The organism is Loktanella sp. PT4BL (assembly GCF_003201935.1).
Classification (GTDB): Bacteria; Pseudomonadota; Alphaproteobacteria; order Rhodobacterales; family Rhodobacteraceae; genus Yoonia.
Genome location: NZ_QJJL01000001.1, coordinates 404,565 through 426,783, shown reverse-complemented (window position 1 = coordinate 426,783; position 22,219 = coordinate 404,565). Strand labels below are relative to the sequence as shown.

Here is a 22,219-nt window from a genome sequence, read left to right as displayed (position 1 = left end):
CCAGAGGTCCCCATGAACGTCATTACAAACTACCCCCCGACCGCTGAACTTCAGGCGCTCGATTCCGCGCACCACCTGCACCCCTTTAGTCATGCCAACGCGCTTGCCGAAAGCAAACCGCGCGTGATTACGTCGGCCAAAGGCGTCTGGCTGAAAGACAGCGACGGTCATGAGATCATTGACGGCATGGCGGGCCTGTGGTGCGTCAACATCGGCTATGGTCGGGACGAACTGGCCGAGGTCGCGGCGCGCCAGATGAAGGAGCTGCCCTTCTACAACACCTTCTTCAAAACAACCCATATCCCTGCGATCATGCTGGCCAAGAAGCTCGCTGAACTTGCCCCGGGCGATCTGAACCAGGTCTTCTTTGCCAATGGCGGGTCTGATGCGAATGACACGAACATTCGCCTTGTGCGGACCTATTGGGCCGAGAAAGGCGAACCCCAGCGCGATGTGATTATCTCGCGTTGGAACGCCTATCACGGCTCGACCATAGGCGGCGCGTCGTTGGGGGGCATGAAAGGGATGCACGGTCAGGGTGGCCTGCCAATCCCCGGCATTGAATTCATCGACCAGCCCCATTGGTGGGCCGAAGGCGGCGATATGACGCCCGAGGAATTCGGGCTGGAGCGCGCGCGCCAGTTGGAAGCGAAGATCAAGGAAATCGGGCCCGAACGTGTTGCGGCTTTCATCGCCGAACCAATTCAGGGTGCGGGCGGCGTGATCGTGCCGCCCGAAACCTATTGGCCGGAAATCCAGCGGATCGTCAAAAAATACGATATCCTGCTGATCGCGGATGAGGTGATCTGCGGCTTCGGGCGCACCGGCAACTGGTTCGGCTCGCAAACAGTCGGGATTTCGCCTGATATCATGACAATCGCCAAGGGTCTCAGCTCTGGCTACATCCCGATTGGCGGTTCCATCGTGTCCGATCGTGTGGCCGAGGTGCTGCGGGATACGGAGTTCAACCACGGCTACACCTACTCGGGTCACCCCGTGGCCTGTGCAGTGGCGCTGGAAAACCTGCGGATCCTCGAAGAGGAAGGCATAATCGAAAACGTGCGCGATGTGACAGCACCTTACCTGCGTGAAAAATGGGAAGCGCTGGCCGATCATCCTCTGGTCGGTGAGGCCAAGATAGTGGGCATGATGGCGTCGCTTGCACTGACACCCGATAAATCCACCCGCGCCGTCTTTGCCGCCGAGACAGGAACCGCCGGTTTCATCTGCCGCGACCGCTGTTTTGCAAACAACATCATCATGCGCAGTGTCGGCGACCGGATGATAATCTCGCCGCCTTTGTCGATCACATGCGACGAGATCGACATCCTGATTGCGCGCGCGCGCAAGTCACTGGACGAGGCCTATGAGAAACTGAAAGCTGACGATCTGCTGAAAGCGGGCTGATGGACCTGCTGAGCGTCAACGACCGCGCGGGTGAATACCCGCGTTCCTACTATGCCGACAGTGCGGCGCATCTGGACAGATTTCCCGCCGCAGCGGGTGATCTGGACTGTGATGTCTGCGTGGTGGGTGGCGGCTTCACGGGGCTATCAACCGCCTATCATCTGGCCCAGCGCGGCTATGATGTGGTGCTGCTGGAAGCACAACGCGTGGGCTTTGGCGCCTCCGGTCGCAACGGTGGTCAGGTCGCGCGCGGTCAGCGGCGCGATCAGGAAGACCTTGAGGCGATGGTGGGCGATACCCACGCCCGCGCCTTATGGGATATCGGCTGTCAGGCGACGGATCTGGTGCGTGAACTTTGCAGCAAGGACGAGGTCCACACAGAATTTCACCCCGGCATCGTGCACACGGTCCACCGCGCGCGCGATCATGCCCACAACCACGCCTATGTCGCGCATATGCAGGACAAATACGGCGACGACAAAATCAGCCTGCTGTCACCCGAGGAATGCCGCGAGATTGTGAACTCGCCCGCCTATCATGGCGGCACGCTTGATATAGGCGCGGGGCATGTGAACCCGCTGGAGTTGGCTTTGGGCCTCGCGCGGCTTGCCACCAAAGCAGGCGCGCGGATATTCGAGGGTGCCAAGGTCACTGCGATTGACGAAGGTGATCCTGCTTGCGTCAAGACGGACGACGCAAACATCAAGGCGCTTTTTGTTGTGATGGGTTGCAACGGCTATCTGGGCACGCTGCAAAAGCACGTGGCCGCCCGCGTCATGCCGATCAACAATTTCATCGTCTCGACCAAACCGATGACGCCCGAGGCGCAGAACCGGATTATCCGCAACAACTATGCCGTCGCCGATAGCAAATTCGTGGTGAACTACTTTCGCTTCTCCGAGGATCACCGGCTCTTGTTCGGTGGCACCGAAAGCTATGGCTATAGGTTTCCCAAAGACATTGCGGGGGCCGTCCGCAAACCGCTGGCCGAGATTTTCCCCCAACTCAAAGACGTCGAGATTGACCATGCATGGGGTGGCACACTGGGCATCACCATGAACCGGATGCCGCATTTTGAACGGATTGGCGGGAATATCCTGACGATGTCAGGATTTTCAGGATCGGGTGTCGCGCTCGCGACGCTCTCGGGGCAGATCGCTGCGGAAACCATCGCAGGTCAGGCGGAACGGTTCGACATCATGGCACGTGTGCCGACATATCCGTTCCCCGGCGGGCCAAAATTCCGATCGCCTTTGCTGGTTTTAGCGATGTTGTGGTATAGCTTGCGCGATAAATTGTAGTTTCAATCACGTTGCCATGAGGTAAGGGCAACCAGACTTGCGTTGCGGGCGACCGAAAGGTTCAATGCAAAAGGGCGCAGAGGCGCTTTTTGCCAATTTGCACGGTCTGGCACGTATCCCGCGTCATGTGCCAACCGATACTTTGATGAGTAATTTTTAACAGTCTTATTGAATATCTAAGTTTAGGCCCAATTATGGCCCCAATTTCACCCGATTGCCTAATTATCAGGCAAGAAGTAATGGTGATAAGGTAGCATGGTATGAAAAGCATTTCGAAATCAATGGATCCTGACGAAGCAGCGCTGGCCTTCTTTGGTCAAGACGACGAAGCATTTTTGGAGATGCTGAAAAAGCTCACGGCCAACGATCCGCGCTTGACCGATGTCTTTCAACGGACCCGCAAGCGGTTCCTGGACTCACAAAACTCCTGAGAATTCCCGACGGCGTGCATTGGATTTGACGCTCAGGAGGCGGCATGACAGCGCATTGGTCGCTCACAACTGCTTCAATCGGTCCAAAAACCCTGAAAACCGCTTGACCTTTCCCCCCCTGACAGGTTGAACCACCCACAGACTTTTCTAGGAAAAATGGGTGGTTTTCAGATGGACGACCAGAACAAGAACCTCATCTTGGCAACGGTGCTAAGCTTTGCCGTGATCGTGGCATGGACCACACTGTTCCCGCCCGAGGATCTGCCCGTTGATCCTGCGACCGAAAGCGCCCAGCTGCTCGAAGATGCGACCTTGCCCGCGTCTGATCCAGTGGCACCCACCGCCATGACGCCAACCGATGCGCCAGAGGCAGCCGCCGAGGCCCCACGTGTACCGATTGAAACCGATGAACTGAGCGGTTCCATCTCCCTTTTGGGTGGTCGGATCGATGATCTGGCGCTGACGCAATACCGCGAAACACTTGATGAGGACGCACCGATTGTACGTCTGCTGAAACCTGTTGGCGAAGCGGGTGCCTATTTCGCGTCCTTCGGCTGGACCGCAACCGACGGCATCGATGCAAGCGCGGTTCCTGGACCAGACACAGTCTGGTCACTGGAAAGCGGTGATACACTGACGCCAACCACCCCCGTGACCATCGCGTGGGACAACGGCGCAGGCCAGATTTTCCGCACCGAAATTTCGGTCGATGACGCCTATATGTTCAGCTTTGCCCAAAGCGTCGAGAACACGTCAGACGCAGCCGTTTCCGCGCGGCCCTATGGCATTCTGCGCCGCCACGGAGAGCCTGCAGATCTGAAAAACTTCTTCATCCTGCACGAAGGCATGGTGCGGATGACCGATGGTGAGCTCGAGGAAACCGGCTATAGCGATATTACAGAGTATGCCGTTGATCCGCGCGAACGCACACAGGCCGAGCGTCTGGATGTCACCTCATCCGGCTGGATCGGATATACCGACCACTACTGGATGACCACGCTGATCCCTGAACAGGGTGTGCCGTTCCGCTCCACCTCCAAGTACTTCGATGTCCGCGACCTCTATCAGGTCGAGGCTGTGATGCCGATTGAAACGGTTGCTGCCGGTGAAACCACCACCGTCACGACCCGTCTCTTTGCAGGTGCCAAGGAATGGGACGAAATCCGCCACTATCAGGACGAAGAAGGCGTTGACGGCTTTCTGGATAGCATTGACTGGGGCTGGTTCTTTTTCCTGACCAAGCCGATCTTTGCACTGCTGCACTACCTGAACATCGTGATTGGCAACATGGGTTGGTCGATTCTCGCGCTGACCGTGATCCTGAAAATCATCGTGCTGCCGCTTGCCTATAAATCCTATGTCTCGATGGCAAAGATGAAAGAGCTTCAGCCGGAGATGGAGAAGCTGAAAGAGCGCGCAGGCGACGACAAGCAGGCCATGCAGCAAGGCATGATGAAGCTCTACAAAGACAATAAGGTAAACCCTGCCGCAGGCTGTTTGCCGATCCTGTTGCAGATCCCGATCTTCTTCTCGCTCTACAAGGTGATCTTTGTCACGATCGAACTGCGCCACGCGCCATGGATCGGCTGGATCCGCGACCTGTCAGCGCCTGATCCGTCATCCCTCCTGAACCTCTTCGGCTTGCTGCCCTTTGCAGCGCCCGAACCCGGTTCAATCCTTGCGCTGATATTTATCGGTATCCTGCCAATCCTGCTGGGTGTGTCGATGTGGTTGCAGCAAAAGCTGAACCCGGCCCCGACAGACCCCACACAGCAGATGATCTTTGCGTGGATGCCATGGGTCTTCATGTTCATGCTGGGCCACTTTGCGTCCGGTCTGGTCCTGTACTGGATTGCCAACAACATCATCACCTTTACCCAGCAGTATGCGATTATGCGGAGCCACGGCGCCAAGCCGGATGTCTTTGGCAACATCAAGGCCAGCATCAAGAAAAAGGCTGCATCGGAAGACGCGAAGAAAGAGGGCAAGTAGATGGCACGTGTCGCCGCGTTGTGGCGGCACCCCATCAAAAGCCACGGGCGTGAACCGCTTGAGCAAGTCACGCTCATCTCTGGTCAGACGCTGCCTTGGGATCGCGTCTGGGCGGTCACGCATGAGGCCACAAGGTTTGATGCCGATGCACCCGAATGGGCGCCTTGCGCCAATTTCATGATTGGCACAGGCACGCCTGGCCTTGCCGGTATTTGGGCGATGCTTGATGATGTGGCGGGCAAGATCACTCTGCGCCATGACGCGTTGGGTGAGGTCAGCTTTGATCCGGATGACCCCTCGGATGCGGCGAAATTCCTTGACTGGGTGCGCCCCCTCTGCCCGCCCGACAAACGCCAGCCGACGGGGCTTGCCAAAGTGCCCGCGCGCGGAATGACGGACACGGATTATCCCTCGGTCTCGATCATGACGACGGCCAGCCATGAGGCTGTGGCGGACAGGTTGGGACACCCGCTTGAGGTGGAACGCTGGCGCGGCAATATCTGGCTGGATGGCACCGCTGCATGGGAAGAAATGACGTGGGTCGGCAAGGATGTGCAAATCGGCGAAGCCGTCTTGCAGGTCGTTGAACCTATTGAACGCTGCAAGCATACGATGGCCAACCCGCGCACAGGCGAACGTGACGTTGATACGCTCTCGGCTTTGCGCGATGGTTGGAACCATCAGGATTTTGGCGTCTATGCCAAGGTCATCAAGGGCGGTAAGATCGCCCTCAACGATACGGCAAAGGTAATCTGAAATGGAAATGCGCTTTCCCGAAGTGGAAGAGCCTGACGCACAAACGCTCGAAAAGGGCCGCCTGCTTTTTGCGGGCGAAACAGAGTTCGTCAAAGGCGTTGTCGCGATGGACGGCCTGCCCCCTGCGGACCGGATCGAGGTCTGCTTTGCTGGCCGCTCGAACGTTGGCAAATCATCCCTGATCAACGCGCTGACAGGGCGCAAAGGGCTGGCGCGTGCATCCAACACGCCGGGGCGGACCCAGGAAATCAACTACTTCACGGCAGGCGACATCTATGTCGTCGACCTGCCCGGCTATGGTTTTGCCAATGCGCCTGTGGCGGTTGTTGAAAAGTGGCAGCGCCTGCTCAAGCAATACCTCTCGGGTCGTCAGACCCTGCGCCGCGTCTTTGTGCTGATTGACGCGCGGCACGGGGCCAAAGCGGTGGATGAAGAGATCATGTCACTGCTGGATAGCTCGGCTGTGACCTTTCAGGTTGTCATGACCAAGGTTGACAAACTGCGCGGTGACGCGCTGCAAACCTCGCTTGACAAGACCCGCGCCGCATTGGCCAAACACCCCGCGGCATTTCCTGAACTGATCCTGACGTCGTCCGAAAAGGGTGATGGTATTGCGACGCTGCGCGCCGTCATTGCGGGAATAGAATGAATACAAGGAAACAAGATATGAACCGTGACTGGATCGCAACCGCGCGAACTCTGTCAGAGGCACTCCCTTATCTACAGCGCTATTCCGGCGCAGTTGTCGTGATCAAATTCGGCGGCAACGCCATGGGCGACGCAAATGCGATGGCCGAATTTGCCCGCGATATCGTCTTGATGCGGCAGGTTGGCATGAACCCCGTTGTCGTGCATGGCGGCGGCCCCATGATCAACGAAATGCTGGATAAACTGGGGATCAAATCCGAATTCGTGCGCGGCAAACGTGTCACGGATAAGGACACGGTCGAAGTGGTCGAGATGGTGCTGACCGGTCTGGTGAACAAGCGGATCGTGCAGGCCATCATGGATGAAGGCGGGCGGGCCGTCGGCCTTTCGGGCAAGGACGATGACCTGATGGTCGCCGAGGCGGACGATCCCGAACTTGGCTTTGTCGGCAGGCCGATCGAAATGAATGTGCAGGTGTTGCGCGACCTGTTTTCTGCCGGGATTATTCCGGTGGTTGCACCCGTTGCCACAGGCATGGACTTCAACGAGACCTTCAACGTCAACGGCGACACTGCGGCCGGTGCCATTGCCGGTGCACTGAAAGCGGACCGCCTGCTTCTTCTGACGGACGTGGCAGGTGTTAAGGACGCCGAAGGTAATGTGATCACCCAGATCACCCCTGAACAGGTCCGCGCGATGATTGCTGACGGTACGATTTCCGGCGGCATGATCCCGAAAACGGAAACCGCCCTTGATGCGATTGAAAAGGGCGTGCGTGCTGTTGTGATCCTTGATGGCCGGCTGCCAAACGCCAGCCTGTTGGAACTTTTCACCGAACATGGCGCCGGTTCCATCATTCGCGCACCCCGCGATTAAATGTCGAAGCACGTGGGCATTGCGGCTGACTTGGGCGCATTGCTCGCACCCCATGGGCTGCAGCCCTTGGGCGACTGCCTTGACGGGGACAGCACGATTACCTTGATCGGCCCCGATGAACCTGCCTTCTGGCCCATCTTTGCGGCCTGTCCTGAATACAAAGACGGGCAGCCTGACCCGATGGACCGCTGGTCTACCCGCATCATCGGTGAATTGGCCGTGACGCTTGACGCAGAACCGCTCTTCCCGTTCGGCGGCCCACCCTATGCGCCGTTCTTTACATGGGCCAAACAAACGGGGCGGTTCTGGACATCACCGATCGGATTTCTGGTGCATGACACGGCAGGGCTCTTCACGTCTTTCCGTGGTGCGTTACGCTGGAAAAAGCCAGCGGAAATTGGCAGCAACCAAAAGCCCTGCCTGACATGCGCACAACCCTGCGCCTCCGCCTGCCCTGTGGGCGCGTTTATCGACGGCTATGATGTTGCCGCCTGCAAAGCCCACGTCGCCTCAGAAGCTGGTGCGACCTGCCGCGCCGGAGGATGTCTTGCGCGCCGTGCCTGCCCCGTGGGCCGGGGCACCCGCCTGCCCGCCCAATCCGCGTTCCATATGGAGGCCTTCCTGTGACCCTGCGCCTGATCCTGATCCGCCATGCGAAATCAAGCTGGAGCGATCCATTCGCCGATGATCATGCGCGTGTGCTGAACGCGCGCGGACGTGCATCAGCCGAGGCGATTGGCGCATGGATGGCGGCAGAGGGCTATCTGCCCGATGTGGTGCTTTGCTCTGATGCGATAAGAACCCGAGAGACAGCGGCACTCATCCTGCCTTCACTGGACCCGCAGCCCAAGCTGGAGTTGACCGGCACGATCTATCACGCATCGCCCGATACGATCCTTGATTTGCTGCACCGGCAAACAGCCCAGAACGTCGCCGTCATCGGCCACAACCCCGGCATCGGCATGCTGGCCAATATTCTGGTCAGGGTTCCACCGAAACATCACCGGTTCAGCGACTATCCGACATGCGCCACCACGGTGATTGATTTCGACGGAGAGAGCTGGATGCAGGCCAAAGCCCGAACCGGGTATTGCAAAGCCTTTGTCGTGCCGCGCGATCTGATCGGGACTTCGGCGCAGGATATTGAATGAAAAAGCCCCGGCGCTGACCGGGGCTTCTTCTGATCGAATTTGATTGGTTCTAGTGACCCAAAATCTGGCTCAGGAACAACTGGGTCCGGTCTGATTGCGGGTTGTTGAAGAACTCTTCAGGTTCGTTCTGTTCCACGATCTGGCCCTGGTCCATAAAGATCACGCGGTTGGCGACCTGACGGGCAAAGCCCATCTCGTGGGTCACGCAGAGCATGGTCATGCCCTCTTCGGCCAACTCGATCATGGTGTCGAGCACCTCTTTGATCATCTCGGGGTCAAGCGCCGATGTCGGTTCGTCAAATAGCATGATGCGCGGGCGCATGCACAGCGAACGGGCAATCGCCACACGCTGCTGCTGACCACCGGACAACTGGCCTGGGTACTTGTCGGCCTGCTCGGGGATTTTGACCTTCTCAAGGAAGTGCATCGCGGTTTCTTCGGCTTCCTTCTTGGGCGTTTTGCGTACCCAGATCGGGGCCAGCGTGCAGTTCTCGAGGATCGTCAGGTGCGGGAAGAGGTTGAAGTGCTGGAAACACATACCGACCTCTGACCGGATCTTGTCGATATTCTTGAGATCCGAGGACAGCACGGTACCATCCACGGTGATCTTGCCCTGCTGGTGCTCTTCCAACGCGTTGATGCAGCGGATCAGCGTCGACTTACCGGACCCCGAGGGGCCACAGATGACGATCCGCTCGCCGCGATAGACCGTCAGGTCGATGTCGCGCAGCACGTGGAAGGAACCATACCATTTGTTCATGCCTTCAATGGTAATCGCCAGTTCGTCCGAGACTTTGAGTTGTTTTGCTTCGGCCATAGTTTCAGCCTCCTATCGGTGGTCGGTTGCGAGCCTGCGCTCCAACCATTGTGAGTATTGTGAAATGCCGTAGCACACGACGAAGAACAGAACCGAGGCCGCCATGAACAGCTCCCAGTAAACCCCGTTCCAGTCGGTGGACGACAGGATCGGACCGCGGATCATACCAACGAGATCGAACATCGAAATGACCGATACCAGCGTGGTGTCCTTGAACAGACCCACGGCCACGTTCACGATGCCCGGGATCGAGATTTTGAGCGCCTGCGGCAGGATGATCAGACGCATCGCCTGCGCATAATCAAGCCCGAGACTGTCAGCGGCCTCGTACTGGCCCTTCGGCAAAGCGGCCAAGCCCCCGCGGATCACCTCGGCGATATAGGCGGCCGAGAACATAGTGATCATGATGATCACCCGCAGGATAAGGTCAAACGTTGTCCCCGGTGGCAGGAAGTAGGCCAGAACCACGTTTGCCACGAAGAGCAGGGTGATCAGCGGCACGCCACGGATGAACTCGATGAAGATCACGCAGATCCACTTGATGATCGGCATGTCTGACTGACGGCCCAGCGCCAGCACGATACCCAAGGGCAGCGAGAGCGACACACAAACCACGCCCAGCGTCATGTTGAGCATAAAGCCCCCCATGTCGCGCGACTGCACGGCCTCAAGGAACGGCTCGGCAGGCGCGATAGCACCGACAATGTATCCACCGATAAACCACGCGATAAACGCGGCAATCACGCCACCGAAAAAGCCCATCGCAAAGCTGTCTTTGACGAAGCGTGCATACACAAGGTACCCGATGATAATGCCCAGCAGTGCAAAGAGTGGGGTATAGATCGTGCCACCCCAGATCAGCCAGTAGGCCAGGAACGGATAGATCGCTGTGAAGAGCAGCAATTTACGCGGCAGGTCGAAGAACATGACCGGTGCAGCCGCGACAAACAGCAAAAGGAAGGCCAGTCCCGGACGCCAGTAGAATTCAGACGGGTAACTGAACCCGAACAGAAGCTGGTTCCAGCGCTCCGTGATAACCGAGAAACAGGCACCCGTGGCGCCATCAAGGATTTCACGACACTCTGCCAGAGAGTTTGTGTTCCAGATGCCATTTGCCATCCAGGGGAATGCGCCTGTCACCAGCTGATAGATCACATAAAGCGATACCAGCGTCAGGATACTGTTGGGGATGCTCGAGAACAGGTTCTCGCGCATCCATTTGACCACACCTGCCTCGCTTGCGGGCGGGGGCAACTGCGGCAGGGTTTCGGTGCGAACAAAAGCGACTGAGGTGTTATCTGACATATCAGCGCTCCTTCAGCTTAACAGAGTTGTTGTAGACGTTCATCACGGCCGAGATCAGCAGTGAGATCGTCAGATAGAACAGCATCAGCAGCAGAATACATTCGATCGCACGGCCGGTCTGGTTCAGGGTGATCCCGCCCAGCGTGGACGTGACATCCATATACCCCACAGCAATCGCCAAAGAGCTGTTCTTTGTGATGTTCAGATACTGCGAAATCAGCGGCGGGATGATGACCCGCAAAGCCTGCGGCAGAATCACAAGGTTCATGATCCGTCCGGGACGCAGACCAAGCGAAGCTGCCGCCTCTGTCTGGCCCTTGGAAATCGCCTGAATACCGGCACGCACGTTTTCCGCGATAAAGGCACCGGTGTAGATCGCCAGAGCAAACCAAAGCGCGATCAAAGACCCACGCAGGTGAAGCCCGCCTTGGAAGTTGAAGCCTTGCAGCGAGGGGTAGTCCAGGGTGATCGGACGACCGAGGATGAAGTAGGCAAGGATCACGGGAACAAAAAACAGCGCCACGGATGGCCACAGCATCGGCAAGAGCTGGCCCGTGTCATAGAGTTTTTTGGTCGCGTATCTGCGATAAGCAAAGATCCCGATGATCGAAGCGATAAAGACCCCGATGACGATCCAGCCACTTGCACCGTCAATCACCGGCGCGGGTGAATAGACGCCGCGGTTGGTAAAGGCGAACGCGTCAAAGAGCATCCCCGCGGTTGCATCGTCACCCCGGAAATCACGGGGCGCCGGCATGCTAACGGTCATGATCGAGAAGATAATGATGATCCAGATCAGAACGGGAATGTTCCGGAAGATCTCGACATAGAACGCCATCAGCTTGCGCACGACCCAGTTGTTCGACAAGCGCAGAACACCGGCGATCACACCAAAGATGGTCGCGGTCACACAGGCGAGAAAGGCGACAATCAGGGTGTTGATAATCCCCACAACCGCAGCCCGCAGGTGCGATGACTGGCTGTCATATTCGACGACGGTCTGGTTGATGTCATATCCTGCAGGATCGCCCAGAAAGCCGAACGAAATGTTGAGACCCTGCGCGGCAAGGTTGCTCACCAGATTGATGCCCAGATAGGCCATGAAGCCGATCAGGAGCACGAGAGCGATGAATTGAAAAGTGTAGGATCGATAACGCGTGTCGTTGATAAGCATCGACAAGCGGAACGAACCCTGTGGTGGGTCTGTGACCGACGTCATTATGTATTCCCCGTTGCTTCGGTGCTTTTTGATTTGGTTGCTTAAGCAACTCGTTTGCGCCGATTTTTATGGTCGTCTTGGTGAAAGGGCGCGGTTTGCACCGCGCCCTTTGATCTTATCCGAAGTCCTTAGCGGAATGGAGGCGTGTACAGCAGACCACCATCTGTCCACTGCGCGTTCAGACCGCGTGCCAGACCGATTGGTGTGTTCTCACCGATGTTGCGCTCGAACAGCTCACCGTAGTTACCACCAGCAGCGATTGCATTCTTCGCCCAGTCTGCTTCCAGACCCAGCATTGCGCCCAGTTCACCTTCGGTGCCCAGCAGACGGTTGATTTCCGGGTTGCCTGTTGGTGCAGCTGCCAGCTCTTCGATGTTGGCAGATGTGACGCCCAGTTCTTCAGCGGCGATCAGCGCGTTGAGTGTCCAACGCACAACGTCACCCCAGTCGTTGTCGCCATGGCGCACAAGCGGACCAAGAGGCTCTTTCGAGATGATCTCTGGCAGGATGATGTGATCCTGTGGGTTCTCGAATGCAGCACGTGTCGCAGCCAGACCGGATGCGTCAGTTGTGTAAACGTCGCATGCACCAGCGAGGTACTGCTGCTGACCTTCAGCGTTTGTTTCGATTGGCACTGGCTCATAGCTGATGTTGTTGGCGCGGAAGTAGTCGGCCAGGTTCAGCTCGGTTGTTGTGCCAGTCTGGATGCAGACAGTCGCACCGTCGAGTTCTTTCGCGGAAGACACGCCAAGATCACGTGGTGCAATGAAGCCCTGACCGTCGTAGTAGTTGATGCCAACGAATTCGAACTTCAGGTCCACGTCGCGGCTGAATGTCCATGTTGTGTTGCGTGCCAGCATGTCGATCTCGCCGGAAGCCAGCGCTGTGAAGCGTGTCTTACCAGTTGTTGGAACGAATTCGACTGCATTCGGATCACCCAAAACAGCAGCAGCAACAGCGCGGCAAACGCCTACGTCAAAGCCGTCCCACACGCCGTTCGCGTCTGGTGAAGCGAAGCCGATCAGGCCAGTTGTGACGCCACAGTTCAGTGTGCCGCGCTCTTTCACGTCATCAAGCGTTGCCGCCGAAGCCATGCTTGCAGCAAAACCTGCAACAGTGAGTGCGCCGTAAAATGCGGTTTTTTTCATTTTTACCTCTTCCTGAGTTTCTGCCCCATAATCAGAGCAGCCAATTTTTATCCCGTCCCGATAGACAGTCATGATCGATGAGCCGGTCGAGCCAACTCAATGAAAAGAGAGTTTGGGTATTCTGGCCTAGAGTCAAGGGCAGCAGCCGAAAAACACGGGGCAGATGCCACTAAATGAGGCACTTTTCGGTGTGATCGGTGCAAACACTGGCTTTCCCTTAGGTCAGTGAAAACCTGTAAAACCGTGCAGCATCCTCAAAGGCCTGCCGTTTGATCGCTTCCGCGGCGGTGGCCTCTTCGTCTTCACCCCACTGCGAAACCTGCCAGTGTTCATCTATGCGTGAAAGTAACCATGCCTTTTCAACCGCAATGGCCTCGCGCGTCACCCCGAGTGCGAGGATCAAAGAGCCTGAGAGGCTGATCAGATCGTGCACAGCGGCCAGTGCGAACTCATCGAATGCTGCAAGCTCATTTCTCAGCTTGCCAAGCGCCTCGGGCGGTTGCGCGACATGCATCACCCCTTCCCCGACAGCAAGCCGCACACCCAGCGCATCCGCCGCCCAGTCCAGCATCGGATCCCACGCCTCGGCCTGTTTCCGTATCAGGCCCTCAGGCCCGGCAGCGCGGTAACACAGCAGATCGCTGTCACCATATTCTGCAAGCAAGCCCACGACTTCGTCGCGCTGGGTGCGAACCTTATCAATGGCGGCGTTCGCACCACGGGTTACCGGCATGGTGCGTGGATCAATCACCTTTTCCTGCGCGTCCCATTCCTCTGCAATCGCATCGGCCATCGTGCGGGTCGGCACAGTGAGCGGCGCTTTCGCCGGTGTCCGGACCGGACGCCCGTCAAGCAGCACCGTGAAGCCGCCCTCACAAGCCTCGGCCTGCGCCTTTTTCCAAAATCGCTTCGGTTTCCAGTCACTCATCGGTCAGACACCTATCAGTTGATCCACAGCACCGGCCAGCGCTGCGAAATCGTCAATCATTGCATCGGGTTGCAGGGTCTCTGCGGGATGATAGCCCCAAGTGACCCCGATCTTTTTGATGCCCGCCGCGCGCGCCATATCCATGTCGAACGTCGTATCACCCAGCATGACGGCCTTTTGCGGCACAACACCGGTTTCATTCAGCGCCGTCAGAATCATCGAAGGATTCGGTTTGGACGGATGATGGTCCGCCACCTGTTCGGAATGGAACACCCCCGTCAGCCCGTGCCGTTCGAGCACCTTATCAAGTCCCCGTCGTGACTTGCCTGTCGCCACCGCCAAAAGCGTGTGATCCTGTGCTCGCAACACATCCAGCGCATCAAGCGCTCCGGGAAACAATGGGCCCATCTCTTGGTTCTGGGTGCGCAGCGACATGAAGGCGTCTTTATAGGCCTCTACCATCCGTGCGCGGCGGGTCGCGTCGATATCGGCGCAAAGGGTTTGAAATGCTTCTGCCAACGACAACCCGACAATCGACAAAACCGTTGCGCGTTCTGGCAAAGCCAGCCCTTCGGACTGAAACGCCAGCGCCATCGCCGCCAGGATCTCGGCCTGACTGTCGACAAGTGTTCCGTCGACGTCAAAAATCACCAGTCGCAGTTCACTCATCAGGCATATTGAACGGATCAACGGGCGCGTGGCCGACAACCCAGCCCACGAAATCCCAGGTGTTTTGCATATGCTCTGGCAAAGGCGCTGTGATGTGTAGAATTGCACCTGTCGCAGGGTGTTCGATCGTCAGGCTGCGCGCATGCAGGTGCAGCTTGCGCCCGATCTCGCTCCCCATTCCAGCGCCCCAGCCGTCACCGAGGTTTTCCTGACCTGACCCGCCATATTTGCCATCACCGATGATCGGATGGCCGATCTCGGCCATATGCGCGCGCAACTGATGTGTGCGGCCCGTGATCGGGACCAAAGCACACCACGACGCGCGGCTGGCCAGCGTATCCATCACCGCGTAGTCACTGACCGCACGTTTCGCGCCTTCGACGCTGTCCAGATCACGCGGATGCACGCAGCGCATCTTTTCGTTCTCGCCACCGCGGCCATGACCTGCGGCTTTCACCAATCCGTATTTGATCGTGCCCGCACGAGGATGCGGGACACCCGCGACGGCGGCCCAGTAGATCTTGCGCGTCTCGCGGTGCTTGAGGTTCTCGGTCAACTGCTTGGCCATCATGCGGGTACGGGCCAGCAGCAGAACACCGGATGTATCCTTGTCCAGACGGTGCACAAGACGCGGCTTTTCGTCGTAATCAAACATCAAAGCCTCGGCCAATCCGTCCACATGGCGTGCCGTGTTTGTCCCGCCTTGGGTGGCCAAACCATGCGGCTTGTTGATGGCAATGATATGCTCGTCCTTGTAGATCACGCAGGACTGGATCAGCTTGGCATCGGCCTTGGTCACGCCACGCTTGGCAAGGTTGGCCGCCGCAGCGGCCTCTTCCTCGGTCGGCAAAGGTGGGATTCGTACCTTTTGCCCGATATCCAGACGCGTGTTCGATTTCACCCGCCCGCCATCAACACGCAACTCGCCTTTGCGGCACATCTTTTCGATCCGCCCTTGGGTCAGATGCGGGAACAGGCGGCGCAGATAGCGGTCCAGCCGCTGGTCACCATCGTCAGGGCCGATCACCCGCGTTTGTACGCCACTCATGTCGTCATTCCTTTGGCAAGCCACAGACCCAGCCCGCAGGCCATCAAGGACAGAACCACCGAGCCCGCGATATAGGCACCTGCGGCGGTGAAACGTCCCTCTTCAAACAGACGCAATGCGTCCAACGTAAAAGCCGAGAAGGTGGTGAAGCCACCCAAGAGCCCCGTCATCACAAACGGCAACCAATGCTGCAACCCGCGGTCCGCCAGATGCACCCAGATCACGCCAATGGCAAAGGACCCGATTACATTGACCGTCAGCGTGCCCAATGGAAACGCCACGGTCAAACCGACCACATAGCGCAGCACAGAGCCGATCGCCCCACCGAGGGCCACAGAGATTACCGGTGTCATCATGCCGCCCCCATGGGCCTTTGTGCCAGCCTTGTCAATTCTTGCCCCGTTTGGCACGCAGGCCCGCAAAGAAATCAACGCGCTTTTTCAACTCGCGCTCGAACCCGCGATCCACGGGGATGTAGTAGACGCCGCGCTTCATGGTTTCGGGGAAATAGTTCTGGCCACTAAACCCGTCCTCGGCATCATGGTCATAGGCATAGCCCGCGCCAAAACCCTGTTCCTTCATCAACCGCGTGGGCGCGTTCAGGATATGGGCGGGCGGTGGCTCTGATCCGGTCTGTTTGGCGGCAGCGACAGCACCCTTATAGGCCACATAGGTTGCATTCGATTTAGGTGCGAGGGCCAGATAGGTCACCGCCTGCGCAAGCGCCAACTCGCCCTCGGGCGATCCAAGCCTTTCATAGGTTTCCCACGATTGCAGGCAAATGGCCTGCGCCTGTGGGTCGGCAAGTCCGATATCCTCGACCGCCATGCGCGTGATACGGCGCGCAAGAAACCGCGGGTCCTCGCCACCCGCCAGCATACGGGCGAACCAGTATAGTGCCGCATCAGGGTCCGAGCCGCGCACGGATTTATGGAGCGCGCTGATCAGGTTGTAATGCTCGTCACCGGATTTGTCGTATTTTGCGGCACGTTTCATCAGGCGTTTGGTCAGGTCATCGCGGCCCAGTTTGGCATCCGTTTTCCATGCGGCGACCTGTTCAATCAGATTGAGCAAGGCGCGACCATCACCATCGGCCATATTCAAAAGCGCCTCACGGGCGTGGCCATCAAGCGGCAAAGCGCGGCCGAGTTCCTTTTCGGCCCGCTGCGCGAGCAGTTCGAGGTCTTTGAGGTCAAGACGGGTGAGGATGAAAACCTGGCTTCGGCTCAGAACAGCGGCGTTCAACTCGAAACTGGGGTTTTCGGTCGTGGCACCCACCAGCAGGATGGTCCCGTCTTCCATATACGGCAGAAACCCGTCTTGCTGGGCTTTGTTGAAACGATGGATTTCATCGACAAACAGCAGGGTGCCCTTGCCGTTCTGGCGGCGCATCTTGGCAGCCTCGAACACCTTGCGCAGTTCCGGCACACCGGTGAAAATCGCGCTGATCTGGACGAAATGCAGGTCGGTCTCGGCCGCCAGCAAGCGGGCGATCGTCGTTTTACCCACACCGGGTGGTCCCCAGAAAATCAGCGAAGACAGCGAACCAGAGGCAAGCATTGTGCCCAGTGGCGCATCAGGGCCGAGAACCTGCTGCTGGCCGATGACCTCGGACAGGTTTTTAGGCCGCAAACGATCCGCCAGCGGGCGGGGGCCCGCGGGGGTATCGGTGGGGGTGCTGTCAAAAAGATCGGCCATGGCAGAAACATAAGCTTTGTTCAAAAAAGCGAAAGCCCCGCCAGAATGGCAGGGCTTTGCGAAACTCAGGTGATGCAGGGGAAATTAATCCTCAGCGGCCTCGTATTCGGCCAGACGGGCCTTATCAGCCGCACCTTTTGCGTCAACGTCGCGGTCAACGAATTCGATGATCGCCATTGGAGCCATGTCACCGTAACGGAAACCCGCTTTGATGATGCGGACATAACCGCCCTGACGTTCGGCGTAGCGTGGCCCAAGCACTTCGAACAGTTTTGCAGTGTGCATTTCCTGCTTCAGCTGTGCGTTGGCCTGACGGCGCGCGTGCAGATCGCCGCGCTTGCCAAGTGTGACCAGCTTTTCAACGATACGGCGCAGTTCTTTCGCCTTGGGCAATGTTGTCTTGATTTGCTCATGCTCAATGAGCGAGCCAGCCATGTTCGCGAACAGCGCCTTGCGGTGCTCGTGTGTGCGGTTCAGGCGGCGGTAACCTCGTGCGTGACGCATGTGATAGTCTCCATTTTGTTTTAGGATGGGCCGATGCGATGCGTGTCGCTGGCTCCGTTAGTGGGGCGGAATTGCCCAGGATGTTCCCCGCCAGTGCGGGCATTTTTGGGTGGGCCCGTAAGCCCACCCGAATTCTTAGAACTGGTCTTCGAACTTCTTGGCCAGATCTTCGATGTTGTCCGGTGGCCAGTCCTCAACGTCCATGCCAAGGTGCAGACCCATTCCTGACAACACTTCTTTGATCTCGTTCAAAGATTTGCGGCCAAAGTTCGGTGTGCGCAGCATTTCTGCTTCGGTCTTCTGGATCAGATCGCCAATGTACACGATGTTGTCGTTCTTGAGGCAGTTTGCCGAACGGACGGACAGTTCCAGCTCGTCCACTTTCTTGAGCAGAAGCGGGTTGAACTCGAGACCGTCGTCGTCAGCGCCAGCAGTTGCTGATTCAGGCTCGTCAAAGTTGACGAAGATCGACAGCTGGTCCTGCAGGATGCGGGCCGCGTAAGCGACTGCATCATCAGGTGTCAGCGACCCGTCTGTTTCGACCTTCATAGTCAGCTTGTCATAGTCCAGAACCTGACCTTCGCGGGTTGGCTGCACGTCATAGCTGACTTTCTTCACAGGCGAGTAGATCGCATCAACGGCCATCATGCCGATCGGTGCATCTTCTGGCTTGTTCTTGTCTGCCGCAACATAGCCCTTACCGGTATTCACGGTCAGTTCCATGTAAAGGTCAGCGCCTTCGTCAAGGTGGCAGATCACATGATCCTTGTTCAGGATCTCGATGCCCGCAGTCTCGGAAATATCCGCAGCAGTCACGACGCCCGGGCCTTTGGCCTGAACGGACAGACGCTTTGGCCCTTCCACTTCCATGCGGATCGCAACACCTTTGAGGTTCAATACGATGTCGGTGACGTCTTCACGCACACCGGAAACGCTTGAGAACTCGTGCAGAACGTTGTCGATCTGAACAGCAGTAATCGCAGCGCCCTGAAGGGAGCTCATCAAAATGCGGCGCAGGGCGTTGCCCAATGTCAAACCAAAGCCACGCTCGAGTGGTTCTGCAATGACGGTTGCCTGACGCGCAGGATCGTTGCCTGGCTTAACTTCTAATTGAGTCGGCTTAATCAACTCAGCCCAGTTCTTGTGGATCATATGTCCCTCCATACTAGTCTGCCTTCATGTCCAAAAAGGCAAACGCCCGAGGTTAAAATGACGGATTGGGGCCGTGCGAAATCATGCACGACCCCAAGGCGTTTGGGTGTAATTAGACGCGGCGACGCTTTGGTGGGCGGCAACCGTTGTGGGCCATTGGGGTCACGTCACGGATCGATGTGATGTTGAAACCAACTGCGGCCAATGCGCGAAGCGCGGATTCACGACCGGAACCAGGACCCTGCACTTCGACTTCCAGCGTCTTCACGCCGTGATCTTGTGCTTTCTTGCCTGCATCCTCAGCAGCCATCTGGGCCGCGTAGGGTGTGGATTTCCGTGAACCTTTGAAACCCATCGTGCCAGCAGACGACCAAGAAATGGCGTTGCCCTGCACGTCGGAGATCAGGATCTTTGTGTTGTTGAAAGAAGAGTTCACATGCGCAACACCGGCTGCGATGTTCTTGGAAACCTTCTTCTTGGTGCGTTTTGTATCACGTGCCATTGATCAAGCTTCCTTATTTCTTCTTACCAGCAATGGCCTTTGCAGGACCCTTGCGTGTACGTGCGTTGGTGGATGTCCGCTGACCGCGAACCGGCAGGTTACGACGGTGGCGCAGGCCACGGTAGCAACCAAGGTCCATCAGGCGCTTGATGTTCATCTGTGTCTCGCGACGCAGGTCACCTTCCACTGTCAGGTTGGCGTCGATGTATTCACGGATCGACAGCACTTCTGCATCAGAAAGCTGGTTTACACGACGCGCGCGATCAATGTTGGTCGCTGCGCAGATTTCTTCGGCTTTGGCAGAACCAATACCGGTGATGTAAGTAAGGGCGATTGGAACCCGCTTTGCAGTCGGGATGTTTACGCCGGCAATACGTGCCACGTTGCTATTCCTTTTCGTTGCGGGTCCGTCGTTCCAGACCCTTTTTTCACAACGGAAGCCCGGACCTTTGGGGCGCCGGGCTGCGTCATATGGAGGTGCCTTGTGATCTTTGGGGGCGACCCATTAACCACAAAATGATTCCCGTTTGGGATGGCGCTGTTTAGGGGGCATTTGCCAAGGCGTCAAGGCGCTGGGGCGGCACAAAAGACGATTTGCGCATTCCGCCCCGTACCATAGCAAAATATCAGGATTTTTCAGCGTCTCGCAGTGCCGAAGCGATGCTGGTCGCCACATCTTCCATGCTGGCCAGACCATCCACAGACTTCAGGTCACCCTTGGCATAGTAGTAGCCAACCAGCGGGCTGGTTTGCTTGTAATAGGCCATCAAACGGGTGCGGAGACTGTCTGCGTTGTCATCGGCACGGCGCTGGAAATTCGTGCCCCCACAGTTGGTGCATTTACCATCCGCCGGGATCGGCTTGGTGTTGTCATTATAGACTTCACCACAATCAGCACAGGTCGAGCGTGCGGTGATGCGATCAACAAGCGCCTCGTCATCGACTTGCATCTCGATCACGCAATCAAGGTTCTCACCCATCTCGACCAGCAGATTTCCCAACGCATCAGCCTGCGCCAATGTGCGCGGGAAGCCGTCAAAGATATAGCCGCCCTTGCCGTCGTCACTCTCAAGCTGTTCGCGGATCAGGCCGATCACGATTTCATCGGTGACAAGATCGCCACGGTCCATCACGGCCGCAACAGTCTTGCCCATCTCGGTCCCGCTGGTGCGGGCGGCGCGCAGCATATCGCCAGTGCTCAGCTGCACCATATTGCGTTCTTCAACAAGCTTGCGTGCCTGTGTTCCCTTACCCGCCCCCGGCGGTCCCAGCAGAATGATATTCATCGGCGTGATGGCCCTTTACGTTTTGCGCTACGCTTGCCACGCAATTGAGACTTCTCAATCAGGCCTTCGTATTGATGTGCCACCAAGTGTGACTGGATTTGCTGGATCGTGTCCATACCCACAGACACAATAATCAGGATTGATGTGCCACCAAAGTAGAACGGGATCGACAATTCCGCGCGGATAATCTCGGGCAAGAGTGCCACGAGCGCCAGATAGCCGGAACCCAGCACCAGAATCCGCGTAACGACATAGTCCAGATACTCTTCGGTTTTCTTGCCGGGGCGGATGCCGGGCACAAAGCCGTTCTGGTTCTTCAGGTTTTCGGCGACGTCCTCGGTCTTGAAGGCAACTTCACGGGTGTAGAAATACGTAAAGAAGATGATCATGCCGCCAAAGAAGATCAGATAGAGCGGCTGGCCAGGACCGAAGAGCGCCAGGATGGTCGACATCAAGGGGCCGGATGATCCGCCGCTGAATGTGCTGATCGTGGTTGGCAGCAAAAGCAGCGCGGATGCAAAGATCGCAGGGATCACGCCAGCGGGGTTCACCTTGATCGGCAGGTGGCTGGTTGAACCGTCATAAACCTTCATGCCGCGCTGCTGGCGCGGGTACTGGATGTGGATCTTGCGCAGCGACCGCTCCATGAAAACCACAAAGGTCAGAACCACGATCAACATCAGGATAATCCCGACGATGACCAGCGGGCTGATCGCACCGGAACGACCCTGCGACAGGAATTGCGCAAGTGCGGCAGGGATTTCGGCAATAATACCAACGAAGATGATCAAGGAGATACCGTTGCCGATGCCGCGTGCGGTAATCTGCTCGCCCAGCCACATCAGGAACATACAGCCACCAACGATGGTGATGACCGTCGAAGCCTGGAAGAACGGGCCCGGATCAGCCGCAAGACCACCCGCCTCAAGGCTGACAGCAAGGCCGTAGGCCTGTGCAGTGGCCAGAACGACAGTGAAGTAACGGGTATATTGGTTCAGTTTGCGGCGGCCCTGCTCACCCTCTTTTTTGAGGTTCTTGAGCGGCTCCCACATAGATCCCAAAAGCTGCATCACGATCGAGGCAGAGATGTAGGGCATAATGCCGAGCGTAAAGATCGCCATGCGTGACAGGGCACCACCGGTGAACATCGACAGGATGCCGCCAATGCCCGACTGCGCGTCTTCCATGAACTGCTGCAAGGCGATGCCATCAATGCCGGGAACCGGAATGAACGTGCCAAGACGGTAGATAATCAGCAAACCAATCGTAAACAGGATGCGCTGACGCAGTTCAGTTGCTTTGCCGAAGGCGCTCCAACTGACGTTGGCTGCCATTTGCTCTGCTGCAGAAGCCATATGGGTCTCTTTTCAATAGAAACGCC

General features: G+C 57.4%; 24 protein-coding genes. 9 read left to right on the top strand and 15 right to left on the bottom strand.

From position 1 onward, the window contains the following. The first annotated feature begins 12 nt into the window (after positions 1 to 12). The 9 genes from C7964_RS02055 to C7964_RS02020 all read left to right on the top strand — a co-directional run bounded on the left by C7964_RS02055 (position 13) and on the right by C7964_RS02020 (position 8,562). Complete coding sequence (locus tag C7964_RS02055; protein ID WP_110278024.1) at positions 13 to 1,407, top strand: aspartate aminotransferase family protein; 1,395 nt, start codon at positions 13 to 15, stop codon at positions 1,405 to 1,407. Beyond that, on the top strand, positions 1,407 to 2,708 hold the full coding sequence (locus tag C7964_RS02050; protein ID WP_110278023.1) for an NAD(P)/FAD-dependent oxidoreductase: 1,302 nt from the start codon (positions 1,407 to 1,409) through the stop codon (positions 2,706 to 2,708). The genes C7964_RS02055 and C7964_RS02050 overlap by 1 nt, the downstream gene beginning before the upstream one ends. A gap of 260 nt (positions 2,709 to 2,968) precedes the next feature. After that, complete coding sequence (locus C7964_RS19860; RefSeq protein ID WP_181417090.1) at positions 2,969 to 3,139, top strand: hypothetical protein; 171 nt, start codon at positions 2,969 to 2,971, stop codon at positions 3,137 to 3,139. 171 nt (positions 3,140 to 3,310) lie between these two features. Continuing rightward, positions 3,311 to 5,131: a membrane protein insertase YidC gene (gene yidC / locus C7964_RS02045; protein WP_110278520.1), complete on the top strand. Its 1,821-nt coding sequence runs from the start codon at positions 3,311 to 3,313 to the stop codon at positions 5,129 to 5,131. Further along, positions 5,132 to 5,887 carry an MOSC domain-containing protein gene (locus tag C7964_RS02040; RefSeq protein WP_110278022.1) on the top strand — a complete coding sequence of 252 codons (756 nt, stop codon included), beginning with the start codon at positions 5,132 to 5,134 and terminating at the stop codon, positions 5,885 to 5,887. Position 5,888: 1 nt separating this feature from the next. After that, complete coding sequence (gene yihA / locus C7964_RS02035) at positions 5,889 to 6,536, top strand: ribosome biogenesis GTP-binding protein YihA/YsxC (RefSeq protein ID WP_055295625.1); 648 nt, start codon at positions 5,889 to 5,891, stop codon at positions 6,534 to 6,536. A gap of 17 nt (positions 6,537 to 6,553) precedes the next feature. After that, positions 6,554 to 7,411, top strand: coding sequence for an acetylglutamate kinase (argB, locus tag C7964_RS02030; protein ID WP_181417089.1), 858 nt, complete (start codon positions 6,554 to 6,556; stop codon positions 7,409 to 7,411). Beyond that, positions 7,412 to 8,038 carry a ferredoxin gene (locus C7964_RS02025; RefSeq protein ID WP_110278020.1) on the top strand — a complete coding sequence of 209 codons (627 nt, stop codon included), beginning with the start codon at positions 7,412 to 7,414 and terminating at the stop codon, positions 8,036 to 8,038. It abuts the gene before it with no gap. Continuing rightward, positions 8,035 to 8,562 carry a SixA phosphatase family protein gene (locus C7964_RS02020; RefSeq protein ID WP_110278019.1) on the top strand — a complete coding sequence of 176 codons (528 nt, stop codon included), beginning with the start codon at positions 8,035 to 8,037 and terminating at the stop codon, positions 8,560 to 8,562. Before C7964_RS02025 ends, C7964_RS02020 begins: the two co-directional genes overlap by 4 nt. 49 nt (positions 8,563 to 8,611) lie before the next feature. Here C7964_RS02020 and C7964_RS02015 read toward each other — a convergent pair whose 3' ends face one another. The 15 genes from C7964_RS02015 to secY all read right to left on the bottom strand — a co-directional run bounded on the left by C7964_RS02015 (position 8,612) and on the right by secY (position 22,193). Beyond that, on the bottom strand, positions 8,612 to 9,379 hold the full coding sequence (locus C7964_RS02015; RefSeq protein WP_110278018.1) for an amino acid ABC transporter ATP-binding protein: 768 nt from the start codon (positions 9,377 to 9,379) through the stop codon (positions 8,612 to 8,614). Positions 9,380 to 9,391: 12 nt separating this feature from the next. Then, complete coding sequence (locus C7964_RS02010; RefSeq protein ID WP_110278017.1) at positions 9,392 to 10,684, bottom strand: amino acid ABC transporter permease; 1,293 nt, start codon at positions 10,682 to 10,684, stop codon at positions 9,392 to 9,394. 1 nt (position 10,685) lies between these two features. Beyond that, on the bottom strand, positions 10,686 to 11,903 hold the full coding sequence (locus C7964_RS02005) for an amino acid ABC transporter permease (RefSeq protein WP_110278016.1): 1,218 nt from the start codon (positions 11,901 to 11,903) through the stop codon (positions 10,686 to 10,688). 128 nt (positions 11,904 to 12,031) lie between these two features. Continuing rightward, positions 12,032 to 13,051, bottom strand: a complete 1,020-nt coding sequence (locus C7964_RS02000) for an amino acid ABC transporter substrate-binding protein (RefSeq protein ID WP_110278015.1) — start codon at positions 13,049 to 13,051, stop codon at positions 12,032 to 12,034. Positions 13,052 to 13,268: 217 nt separating this feature from the next. Beyond that, positions 13,269 to 13,979: an ATP12 family chaperone protein gene (locus C7964_RS01995; RefSeq protein WP_110278014.1), complete on the bottom strand. Its 711-nt coding sequence runs from the start codon at positions 13,977 to 13,979 to the stop codon at positions 13,269 to 13,271. A gap of 3 nt (positions 13,980 to 13,982) precedes the next feature. Beyond that, positions 13,983 to 14,648, bottom strand: a complete 666-nt coding sequence (locus C7964_RS01990; RefSeq protein WP_110278013.1) for an HAD-IA family hydrolase — start codon at positions 14,646 to 14,648, stop codon at positions 13,983 to 13,985. Next, a complete protein-coding gene (locus C7964_RS01985) occupies positions 14,641 to 15,696 on the bottom strand; it encodes an RluA family pseudouridine synthase (protein WP_110278012.1) in 1,056 nt (351 codons plus the stop codon). The genes C7964_RS01990 and C7964_RS01985 overlap by 8 nt, the downstream gene beginning before the upstream one ends. Next, positions 15,693 to 16,052 carry a fluoride efflux transporter CrcB gene (gene crcB / locus C7964_RS01980; protein WP_110278011.1) on the bottom strand — a complete coding sequence of 120 codons (360 nt, stop codon included), beginning with the start codon at positions 16,050 to 16,052 and terminating at the stop codon, positions 15,693 to 15,695. The genes C7964_RS01985 and crcB overlap by 4 nt, the downstream gene beginning before the upstream one ends. Positions 16,053 to 16,083: 31 nt before the next feature. Beyond that, entirely contained in the window at positions 16,084 to 17,394 is a 1,311-nt protein-coding gene (locus C7964_RS01975) for a replication-associated recombination protein A (RefSeq protein WP_110278010.1), read from the bottom strand. A gap of 84 nt (positions 17,395 to 17,478) precedes the next feature. After that, entirely contained in the window at positions 17,479 to 17,898 is a 420-nt protein-coding gene (rplQ, locus tag C7964_RS01970) for a 50S ribosomal protein L17 (protein WP_076660710.1), read from the bottom strand. 135 nt (positions 17,899 to 18,033) lie between these two features. Beyond that, positions 18,034 to 19,050, bottom strand: coding sequence for a DNA-directed RNA polymerase subunit alpha (locus tag C7964_RS01965; protein ID WP_055295946.1), 1,017 nt, complete (start codon positions 19,048 to 19,050; stop codon positions 18,034 to 18,036). Positions 19,051 to 19,162: 112 nt separating this feature from the next. Further along, positions 19,163 to 19,552 (bottom strand): 30S ribosomal protein S11, encoded by a 390-nt coding sequence (gene rpsK, locus C7964_RS01960; protein WP_008236527.1) that lies wholly within the window; start codon positions 19,550 to 19,552, stop codon positions 19,163 to 19,165. Positions 19,553 to 19,565: 13 nt separating this feature from the next. Next, positions 19,566 to 19,934: a 30S ribosomal protein S13 gene (rpsM, locus tag C7964_RS01955; protein WP_110278008.1), complete on the bottom strand. Its 369-nt coding sequence runs from the start codon at positions 19,932 to 19,934 to the stop codon at positions 19,566 to 19,568. Between the two features lie 244 nt (positions 19,935 to 20,178). Further along, positions 20,179 to 20,838, bottom strand: a complete 660-nt coding sequence (locus tag C7964_RS01950) for an adenylate kinase (protein WP_110278007.1) — start codon at positions 20,836 to 20,838, stop codon at positions 20,179 to 20,181. Beyond that, positions 20,835 to 22,193, bottom strand: coding sequence for a preprotein translocase subunit SecY (gene secY, locus C7964_RS01945; RefSeq protein WP_181417088.1), 1,359 nt, complete (start codon positions 22,191 to 22,193; stop codon positions 20,835 to 20,837). The genes C7964_RS01950 and secY overlap by 4 nt, the downstream gene beginning before the upstream one ends. Positions 22,194 to 22,219 lie beyond the last annotated feature (26 nt).

What these genes read in the sequence shown, in the direction of transcription:
- C7964_RS01975 (WP_110278010.1), bottom strand. Translation starts at nt 17,394, where the DNA reads ATGGCCGATCTTTTTGACAGCACCCCCACCGATACCCCCGCGGGCCCC.
- C7964_RS02010 (WP_110278017.1), bottom strand. Translation starts at nt 10,684, where the DNA reads ATGTCAGATAACACCTCAGTCGCTTTTGTTCGCACCGAAACCCTGCCG.
- C7964_RS02025 (WP_110278020.1), top strand. Translation starts at nt 7,412, where the DNA reads ATGTCGAAGCACGTGGGCATTGCGGCTGACTTGGGCGCATTGCTCGCA.
- C7964_RS01965 (WP_055295946.1), bottom strand. Translation starts at nt 19,050, where the DNA reads ATGATCCACAAGAACTGGGCTGAGTTGATTAAGCCGACTCAATTAGAA.
- C7964_RS01950 (WP_110278007.1), bottom strand. Translation starts at nt 20,838, where the DNA reads ATGAATATCATTCTGCTGGGACCGCCGGGGGCGGGTAAGGGAACACAG.
- C7964_RS01990 (WP_110278013.1), bottom strand. Translation starts at nt 14,648, where the DNA reads ATGAGTGAACTGCGACTGGTGATTTTTGACGTCGACGGAACACTTGTC.
- C7964_RS02000 (WP_110278015.1), bottom strand. Translation starts at nt 13,051, where the DNA reads ATGAAAAAAACCGCATTTTACGGCGCACTCACTGTTGCAGGTTTTGCT.
- C7964_RS02055 (WP_110278024.1), top strand. Translation starts at nt 13, where the DNA reads ATGAACGTCATTACAAACTACCCCCCGACCGCTGAACTTCAGGCGCTC.
- yihA (WP_055295625.1), top strand. Translation starts at nt 5,889, where the DNA reads ATGGAAATGCGCTTTCCCGAAGTGGAAGAGCCTGACGCACAAACGCTC.
- secY (WP_181417088.1), bottom strand. Translation starts at nt 22,193, where the DNA reads ATGGCTTCTGCAGCAGAGCAAATGGCAGCCAACGTCAGTTGGAGCGCC.
- crcB (WP_110278011.1), bottom strand. Translation starts at nt 16,052, where the DNA reads ATGATGACACCGGTAATCTCTGTGGCCCTCGGTGGGGCGATCGGCTCT.
- C7964_RS02005 (WP_110278016.1), bottom strand. Translation starts at nt 11,903, where the DNA reads ATGACGTCGGTCACAGACCCACCACAGGGTTCGTTCCGCTTGTCGATG.
- yidC (WP_110278520.1), top strand. Translation starts at nt 3,311, where the DNA reads ATGGACGACCAGAACAAGAACCTCATCTTGGCAACGGTGCTAAGCTTT.
- rplQ (WP_076660710.1), bottom strand. Translation starts at nt 17,898, where the DNA reads ATGCGTCACGCACGAGGTTACCGCCGCCTGAACCGCACACACGAGCAC.
- C7964_RS01995 (WP_110278014.1), bottom strand. Translation starts at nt 13,979, where the DNA reads ATGAGTGACTGGAAACCGAAGCGATTTTGGAAAAAGGCGCAGGCCGAG.
- C7964_RS02050 (WP_110278023.1), top strand. Translation starts at nt 1,407, where the DNA reads ATGGACCTGCTGAGCGTCAACGACCGCGCGGGTGAATACCCGCGTTCC.
- C7964_RS02040 (WP_110278022.1), top strand. Translation starts at nt 5,132, where the DNA reads ATGGCACGTGTCGCCGCGTTGTGGCGGCACCCCATCAAAAGCCACGGG.
- rpsK (WP_008236527.1), bottom strand. Translation starts at nt 19,552, where the DNA reads ATGGCACGTGATACAAAACGCACCAAGAAGAAGGTTTCCAAGAACATC.
- C7964_RS19860 (WP_181417090.1), top strand. Translation starts at nt 2,969, where the DNA reads ATGAAAAGCATTTCGAAATCAATGGATCCTGACGAAGCAGCGCTGGCC.
- C7964_RS02015 (WP_110278018.1), bottom strand. Translation starts at nt 9,379, where the DNA reads ATGGCCGAAGCAAAACAACTCAAAGTCTCGGACGAACTGGCGATTACC.
- C7964_RS01985 (WP_110278012.1), bottom strand. Translation starts at nt 15,696, where the DNA reads ATGAGTGGCGTACAAACGCGGGTGATCGGCCCTGACGATGGTGACCAG.
- argB (WP_181417089.1), top strand. Translation starts at nt 6,554, where the DNA reads ATGAACCGTGACTGGATCGCAACCGCGCGAACTCTGTCAGAGGCACTC.